Genomic DNA, 7,236 nt, shown 5'->3' on the forward strand with positions numbered 1-7,236 from the left:
CCACATCCAGCGCCGCCGCAGGGCCTCTTTGTGGAACGACAGATTTTTCCAGACGCCCTGCTCATCCAGGCCGCCCGCGGTCACCGACAGGTGGACGTGGGGATGCCAGTTGAGCCGCCGGCCATAGGTGTGCAGCGCACCGAAAATCCCGACGCGCAAACCGCGCCGCTTGGCGGTGTAGATCAGGTTATCGGCCGCCAGACGAAACAGCGCATCGAGCAGCCAGCGGTTGTAGAAGAACAGGGACCACAGCGTGTCGGGCAGCGTGAACACCAGATGCTGCCAGGGGCAGTCGGGCAGACGGTTGTTTTGCACGGCGATCCACTGGTCGGTGGCCATTTTGCCGCAGGAGGGACAGGCCCGGCAATGGCAGGTGTTGCACAGGTATTTGACGTGCGGGCAATGCTCATTGGCACAGGTGTAGTGTTTGACGCCCAGGATCGAGGTGCCGCAGGCGAGCATTTTGCTGATCGACTCCACTTCGATTTGGCGAAGACCGCCGGCTTCCAGCAAATCTGCCCAGCAGCCGTTGGCCGTGAAGAGGTTTTTGAGCGGTCGAGGTGTGTAAGCAGGCGGTGCAGAGGCCACGTCAGCAGGATGGCTCCTCATCGTGGTGAATGACGGCGGTGATGGCGAATCCGCCTGGCCCTTCTCTCATTGAAACGCTTACGCAAGAAGCGTCGGGAAACCTGTCGTTCAGATACGCTGTCTGGCAGCCACTACAAAGATCGACATCACCCAAAGGATCGACATCGAAGAAAAAGTCGGTATCGGGAACGAAGGTGGTATGCCCGGCGCGTTGGAGACGGGTCTGCTTTGCCTTGGCTTTTGCCCGGCTCGCCCGTTTACGTTTTTTGGTCTCTGACGCCATGTGTAAGCCTGTGCTGAGGAGGGATCGACTCGATTTCGGCTATGATAACCGATTTCAAAATCCCACAATTTGCAGCCGCAGGCTGCCTAGTTCGAAATGTCGGAAGACGAAACCGGTGCGCCCTATCTGCTACTGGAGCAAACCTTGCTGCAATGTGTTTACATACACTGCATCCCTCTTTAGAAGTTGCGTAGCTTCTGAGTAAAAATCCGATCTTGCATTGGAACCGATTCCGATGAGTAGCTACACATAAGCGTACTTTATGATTTATTCAATAACTATTATCAACCAAGGTGGCTTCAAGCAAGCTATAGAGAAGTAATATTGAGATGCACGTATGGCTTAACCCGTACCGCATATCAAGAACTCAGACAGGTATCAGGCGATGAGCGACAGACCGAAAGACGAAGACACCAACGAAAATCCCAGCCGTCGTCGCTTTCTTGGCGGCATGGCAGCCTTGGGCGCGGGCGTCACGCTCAGCGGCTATGTATCGGCTCACGAACGGCCGCCTGCCGAACCTGACCGGCAGCACCTCACAGGGCCGGCACTTGATAGGGCCCTGCGTGAGAACGTGAAAACGGTGGTCGTGATCTACGCCGAGAACCGCAGTTTCAACAATCTGTTCGGTGACTTCCCTGGCGTGCAGAAACCGCTGTCTTCACTCAGGCCTGCCGAGTATCAGCAGCGCGACCGCGATGGCTCGATGCTGGACAAGCTGCCGCCGGTCTGGGGCGGCGTGTTGCAGGTCGGGCCTCAGACGGTTGATGGCGTGACCTATCCGGTCGGTGTGCAGTTTCAGGAAAACCTGCCCAACGCACCCTTCCCGCTCAAAGGCCCGAATGCCGAAGACCTGCCGATGAGTCTGGTGACCCGTGACCTCTGGCACGTCTTTTACCAGAACCAGATGCAGATCAACGACGGCAAGAACGACCGGTTCGTGGCCTGGGCCGATGCTGGCGGGCTGACTATGGGCAACTACTCGCAGAGCCAGTACTCGCTGCGTTTGTGGGACGTCGCCAGCGAGTTCGTGCTGTGCGACAACTTCTTCCAGGGTGCCTTCGGCGGCTCGTTCCTCAACCACCAATACCTGATCTCGGCCACCGCGCCGATCTATCCGAACGCCGCCGATTCGCCTGCAAAGTCCCAGATCGCGTCGCTGCAGAGCATGAATCCGCTGGACTCGCGCCTCAAACCGCTGGACAAGTCGCCCTCCAGCGCCATGGAAGGTCCGCCGCAATTCGGCCCCAGCGCCATCACTCCGGATGGCTACGCGGTCAACACCCTGGCCCCGCCGTACTGGCCGACCTGGCTGCGCGACCCACAGAACCCTGATTACTCGAAACCTGGCCTGGCCAACGTGCTGGTGCCGCAGAGCCACGAGCACATCGGTGACAAACTGTCGAAAAGGAATGTCGACTGGGCCTGGTACGCCGGTGCCTGGCAAGTGACGCTCGACGAGTTCAAGGACTCTACCGGCATCCCGAAAATTCCTAACTTCCAATACCATCACCAGCCGTTCAACTACTTCAAACAGCAAGGTCCGCAGAACCCGACCGAGCGTAAAAAACGCCTGCGCGACGGCGGCCTGGGTGACGAGTCCAGCACCAACCGCTTCCTCGCCGATGCCGAAGCGGGCAAGCTGCCTGCAGTGACCTTCTACAAACCCCAAGGCAACCTGAACATGCACGCCGGTTATGCCGACGTGGCCTCGGGTGACCGGCACATCGACCGGGTCATCAAGGTACTGCGCAACAGCCCGCAGTGGGACAACATGGTGATTGTCGTGACCGCGGACGAAAACGGCGGCTGGTGGGACCACGTCGCACCGCCGAAAGGCGACCGCTTCGGCCCCGGCACGCGTGTTCCGGCGCTGGTCATCTCACCGTTCGCCCGCAAGGGCAAGGTGGACCACACGGTTTATGACACCGCCTCGATCTTGCGCCTGATCACCCGCGTCCATGGCCTGGAAAAACTCGACGGCCTGAAACGCCGCGACGACGCAATGATCGGACGCGGCCAGACCCCCATGGGCGACCTTACCAACGCGCTGCACTTTCCAGCCTGATAGGAGGCTCGACCTGTCATAGAATCACTAGGCTACGGGAATCCGTCGATGTGGTACGCCGCACACGACTACGGCGGCGGAATCGTGCCAGCATACCGATCATTCGAAGATTACTACGCAACAGCGCTTTCAAGCGGCCATACCTACGTTCACCTTAACAACTATTCTCGGTCTGATGAATAGCTGCGTTGGAGGTCGCGGGTGATCGTGGACACCAAGGGCTTCCCCATTGAGCACAAGCCCAATAGTTTCTATTTGACTCCGCTGCATGTGCCGGATCGACGGAAAGAAGGTGAAGGACTGCGGTACTACAAACGGTCATCTTGAGCTGATCGCTCGGACCCTGATGAAAGACGCACGTGAGGGCCTCGTTGGGACGTAAGCCCATCGACTTAGACGCGCTGGTGCTCGGGCTGGATCTTAAGCGACAAAATTTCCGAGGGCTCCAGCGTATCTATCTACAACACACCGGGGCGTACTACAATGACTTTGAACAGATTCCCGGCACGATCATCGACGAGTTCAATTTGCGGCCAGGCCCTCAGTGCGCGCAGCAGGCCGCTACCCAGACCACGGTAAGGCAAGAGCTTGGCGGCGAAGGAAGCCAGGATGGGATTGCGCATATTGGAGTTACCTGCTTTGATGTTTTCAATGGTTAGGTTGTTGGGTAGGTGGCCAGGACTGATGATCTCGACTCGATCCATAAAGACCAGCACGCGCACCGGGGCGCTGATGAAGTAGTCGCGATGGACAAGCGCGTTGGCAACCAATTCTTCCCAGACGATGCGCGGTATCTCGGCCTGACCCGGAGAGTTGAAGCCTTGGGCACCCTGCACGGCGCGGGTATTGGCGATGATAAAACCCAGAGCCTGCTGGAACACGTCAGCCAGCTTGCCGGTTATGTCGCGGCTGTCGATGTAGCGCTCGTCCTCAATCTCGTTGCCTACAAAGGCCACTGCCTTGATGATGAAGGCTGGCAGCGCGTAGTGCGGCACCTTGGCAAACAGCAGGCTGCCGGCCACATTGAGGTGTCCTTGGTTCATCAGATTCATGTTGGTCAGCAACTGAGGTAGCGGCTGGTTGTGTAACGCCAGCTGCTCGCCGAATTGCTGCTCAAAAAATGCTTCGAAATAGGGCAAGTCCACCTCCCCCGGGCCCAAGCCCGCCACAGGTGTTTCATCGGCATGTACCAGGCCCGCTTGCTGAAATAGGCGCTGAAGTTCCTCGCGTGAGGTAGCACGGCGCTTGTCTAAGCCATTCTTCACCCAAATAGTGCCGTTTTTATCCATGTATGGCTTGCTGATGCCTTCAGGAATAGAGACGACCATTACTGTGCCATTTGGGTGCGGCACGTTGTCTGTAAACGGATTTACAGCTGGACGGACGTTTTGAGAAGCCGCATTGGAGACAAGTTCCTTGAGGCGAGCCAAGTCGGCACCGGACAGCCCGCGCACCGATCCATCGTCATTCACGCCAATGAGGATGCGCCCGCCAGCGGTGTTGCTAAAAGCAACGATCTCGGCGGCCAACGCATCGGCATTGGTCATGTCAGCTTTGAATTGCTGGCGGCTGTCCTCGCCTCGACTGATGACGTCGATCAGCTCTGTAGTTTCCATAAATTGTAAACCTCTTTACGGCGGTTGAAGGCTTCCTGGCCTCCTTCCATAATGTTGATGATGGCCTCCTGCACCGGATGGGCATCGATGCTACCGCTTTGTGTGGCGACCTTCTCGTCTTGGTACTGAAAGGCGTGCACCTGCTCTGCGTCACCCAGCACTGGGAAGTTGGCGTTGTGGGTAGCGAAGATGAACTGGGCGTGAGGTTTCATCTCGCGCAGCAGTTTGATCACATCGTCATAGATGGTCTGGTTGTCCAAATCGTCTTCCGGCTGGTCTATGATGATGACATCGTTCTGTCGTTGGCTGAGTACATATAACAGCAGGGCCGAAGCGCGCTGTCCGAGAGAGTGGTGCCTCAGCTCCTTGCCGCGATAACGGATCACGAAGCGGTTGGGCACCTGCCATGCGCTAAACTCGACCAGGTACTGCATAAAAGTCTTCTCAAAGACTTCAGGCGCGCTTCCAGCCTTGACTAAAGCCCCAGGAAGTGAACGCAGCAGCCCACCGAAATCGGCATAGTCCTCCATAACCGCTCGCAGGGTGGTTTCGCGGATGTTACTACCCTTAAAAAGCTGCTGCATGAAGCTAATAGCGGCTTCTTTGTCACCTTTGAAGTCAGCTTCGATCTGCAAGGCTGTGTTGACAGCGTTCACGCGATCCAGCTCCGTCTTGATGGTGGTAAATTCCCTCAGCCAAAGTTCATTGAGCTTGTCGATTTCGGCAAATAACGCATCGCGAATGGTGGTCTGCTGTGATTCCTGCTTGGCTAAAGCATCCAGCATTTGCTCCGCCTTGGTTTTGCGCTGTTGCTGGGCCAGAAAATCGTCCGGCTGGATGGCTGTCATACCGGTTTGCTTGAGTTCTTGAGCCAGTTGCCGCTCGACTTGCGCAAACTCCTCCTGAAGACTCTTACTAGCCCCTTCAAACTCGTACTGCTTGGTCCCGAGCCGAGCCGCAACAGCGCGCATGTCCTGCTCGATCTGCTTGAGCTGATCGACCCCGGCAACGAGGTTGGAAAATTCGGCGTTGTAAGCCACGAAGAAGTCTGGATTTTGCTTGGAAACGTAGCTCGTCGCGTTGCGCAGTTCGTCCTCATGCTCGGCGATGAGGCTGCCCAAGGCGAGGATGAAGTCGTCTGCACGCTCCGCCATGCGCGCGAGCGCAGTTGCGTCCTGCTGGAATCCCAGACGCTTTTGGAGCTTGTCGGCGACACCGTACTCTTCGAACTTCTTCAGACGGAAGTTCGCATCGGTAAGCTGAGCGTTGAAGTCACGTTTAGTTTCGGCAATGTTGCTGAGCTTGAGCCAGCGTTGCGCTGCTTCGCACACGCGCTGGCGCTGAGTTTCGATTGCTTCGCGCAGCACACGGAGCTTTTCGCCAACCAGTTTCTCAACCAGATCGGTCTCGAAGCCTTCGCCGGTACTTGAGAGATCTTTTTGCCCGAAATAGATCGGGCAGCGCAGTACGGTTTCTCGAATCGAAACGCCGGGTTGCAAGGTGCCGCGCAGATAAACGTTAGGTGCTTCGCGGAAGATGCGGGAGATGGTGAACTCTTGCCCGTAAATATCGCAAGCCGTTAGCGTCACCTTGCCGCTGCCCCGGATACCGATGAGCGCATTGAGCTCGGAGGAGAAGTGCAGCGTCTGCCCGTCGAGAATGCCACCATCAAAGTGGATGCTTCGAATGTGCGAGGCCTTATGTTTCTGCGGTTCCATAGCCACCCGCGCAGCGGGATCACCCAAGGCAAACTTCACCGCCCCGAAGGACAGCTCGCCTAGCTTCAAGTAGCTGGTTTTGCCCCGACCAATTTCATCTATACCCTTGGGGTCGCTGCCTTCGAGTTCCGCGGGGTACCAGCTTTGCAGCCAGCTTTGAATCTTAGTGCGGCAAGGTTTGTCTTTGCCCGCCCCGTCGTGAGTGCGAACCTTCTGAAATGCCAGCGTTCTGCGTCGGAAGAATTCATTTTGCCCCAAATCAGTGAGTCGGCCGCCATCCAGCTCCGCCCACAAGCCACTCGGTGCTTCGACGTGGGCGAAGACTAAAAAGAAGTCGCGGTGATAGCTTTCCAGTTTCTTGATCGTCTCCAAAAGAGACCAGGAGGAACGGCCGTTCTCCTGCTCGTACTGCGCGGGCGTTTTACCTTCGAATGCGCTTGTCAGGAAGGGGTTGATGTGGTCGTGCTCATCAATCCATTCGTCTGAGAATACAACAAGAGTGTGGATGCCATTGGCCCCATCGTTGACCGACAACTCGACGCCCGGCAGCAGGGCAATGCCCTTATTCTGAGCCGTTTTTCGCAGCGCTTTGAACTCATCAAGGTCGAACTTGTTGTGATTAGTGATGACGCCCAGCCGTATGCTAGCTTTCTCAAGCGCATCCACGTAGTGGCTGTGATAGAAGTTGTCATCGCCCGTGTACTTGAATTCGCGATCAGCTCGTGTGTGCAGATGAAAGTCTGCGCGTATCCACTGCGCGCCTTCCGCGAAGACAACAGATCGAGCCCTTGATTGCTTTGGTGGCAGATTTTTCATCGTGCCTTCTCCTTACAGGGGGTTGTACGCCCAAACCGCCGAAATTTCCGTGCAGCCTATAAATGCGTTCTTTGAGACTGGATAGCGTTACGCAACTGATGCAAAAACCTATTGCCATATCATCTGGAAAGGCAACAGGTTGGCCAG

The 7,236-nt window shown here is 56.7% G+C and carries 5 protein-coding genes and 1 pseudogene; 2 read left to right on the forward strand and 4 right to left on the reverse strand.

Going from position 1 to position 7,236, the window contains the following annotated elements:
• The coding region (locus ABJ99_RS25375) for an IS91 family transposase (RefSeq protein WP_195842922.1) at positions 1-609 on the reverse strand (609 nt) is incomplete at its 3' end.
• On the reverse strand, positions 590-871 hold the full coding sequence (locus ABJ99_RS28525; RefSeq protein ID WP_032710874.1) for a hypothetical protein: 282 nt from the start codon (positions 869-871) through the stop codon (positions 590-592). The genes ABJ99_RS25375 and ABJ99_RS28525, both read right to left, overlap by 20 nt.
• Positions 872-1,256: 385 nt before the next feature.
• Here ABJ99_RS28525 and acpA point away from each other — a divergent pair, with 385 nt between their 5' ends.
• Positions 1,257-2,939, forward strand: a complete 1,683-nt coding sequence (gene acpA / locus ABJ99_RS25385; RefSeq protein ID WP_054088139.1) for an acid phosphatase — start codon at positions 1,257-1,259, stop codon at positions 2,937-2,939.
• A 3-nt stretch (positions 2,940-2,942) separates the two neighbouring features.
• A pseudogene (locus ABJ99_RS29430) lies at positions 2,943-3,122 on the forward strand (hypothetical protein); the annotation flags it as partial.
• A 275-nt stretch (positions 3,123-3,397) separates the two neighbouring features.
• Here ABJ99_RS29430 and ABJ99_RS25390 read toward each other — a convergent pair.
• Positions 3,398-4,555, reverse strand: coding sequence for an RNA-binding domain-containing protein (locus ABJ99_RS25390; RefSeq protein ID WP_054088140.1), 1,158 nt, complete (start codon positions 4,553-4,555; stop codon positions 3,398-3,400).
• On the reverse strand, positions 4,537-7,089 hold the full coding sequence (locus tag ABJ99_RS25395) for an AAA family ATPase (RefSeq protein ID WP_054088141.1): 2,553 nt from the start codon (positions 7,087-7,089) through the stop codon (positions 4,537-4,539). Before ABJ99_RS25395 ends, ABJ99_RS25390 begins: the two co-directional genes overlap by 19 nt.
• Between the last annotated feature and the right edge of the window lie 147 nt (positions 7,090-7,236).

Source organism: Pseudomonas syringae pv. cilantro (genome assembly GCF_001293775.1).
Taxonomy (GTDB): Bacteria; Pseudomonadota; Gammaproteobacteria; order Pseudomonadales; family Pseudomonadaceae; genus Aquipseudomonas; species Aquipseudomonas syringae_P.

Excerpts from the sequence above, each read along its gene's own strand:
- ABJ99_RS28525 (WP_032710874.1), bottom strand. The coding sequence starts at position 871 with ATGGCGTCAGAGACCAAAAAACGTAAACGGGCGAGCCGGGCAAAAGCC.
- ABJ99_RS25395 (WP_054088141.1), bottom strand. The coding sequence starts at position 7,089 with ATGAAAAATCTGCCACCAAAGCAATCAAGGGCTCGATCTGTTGTCTTC.
- acpA (WP_054088139.1), top strand. The coding sequence starts at position 1,257 with ATGAGCGACAGACCGAAAGACGAAGACACCAACGAAAATCCCAGCCGT.
- ABJ99_RS25390 (WP_054088140.1), bottom strand. The coding sequence starts at position 4,555 with ATGGAAACTACAGAGCTGATCGACGTCATCAGTCGAGGCGAGGACAGC.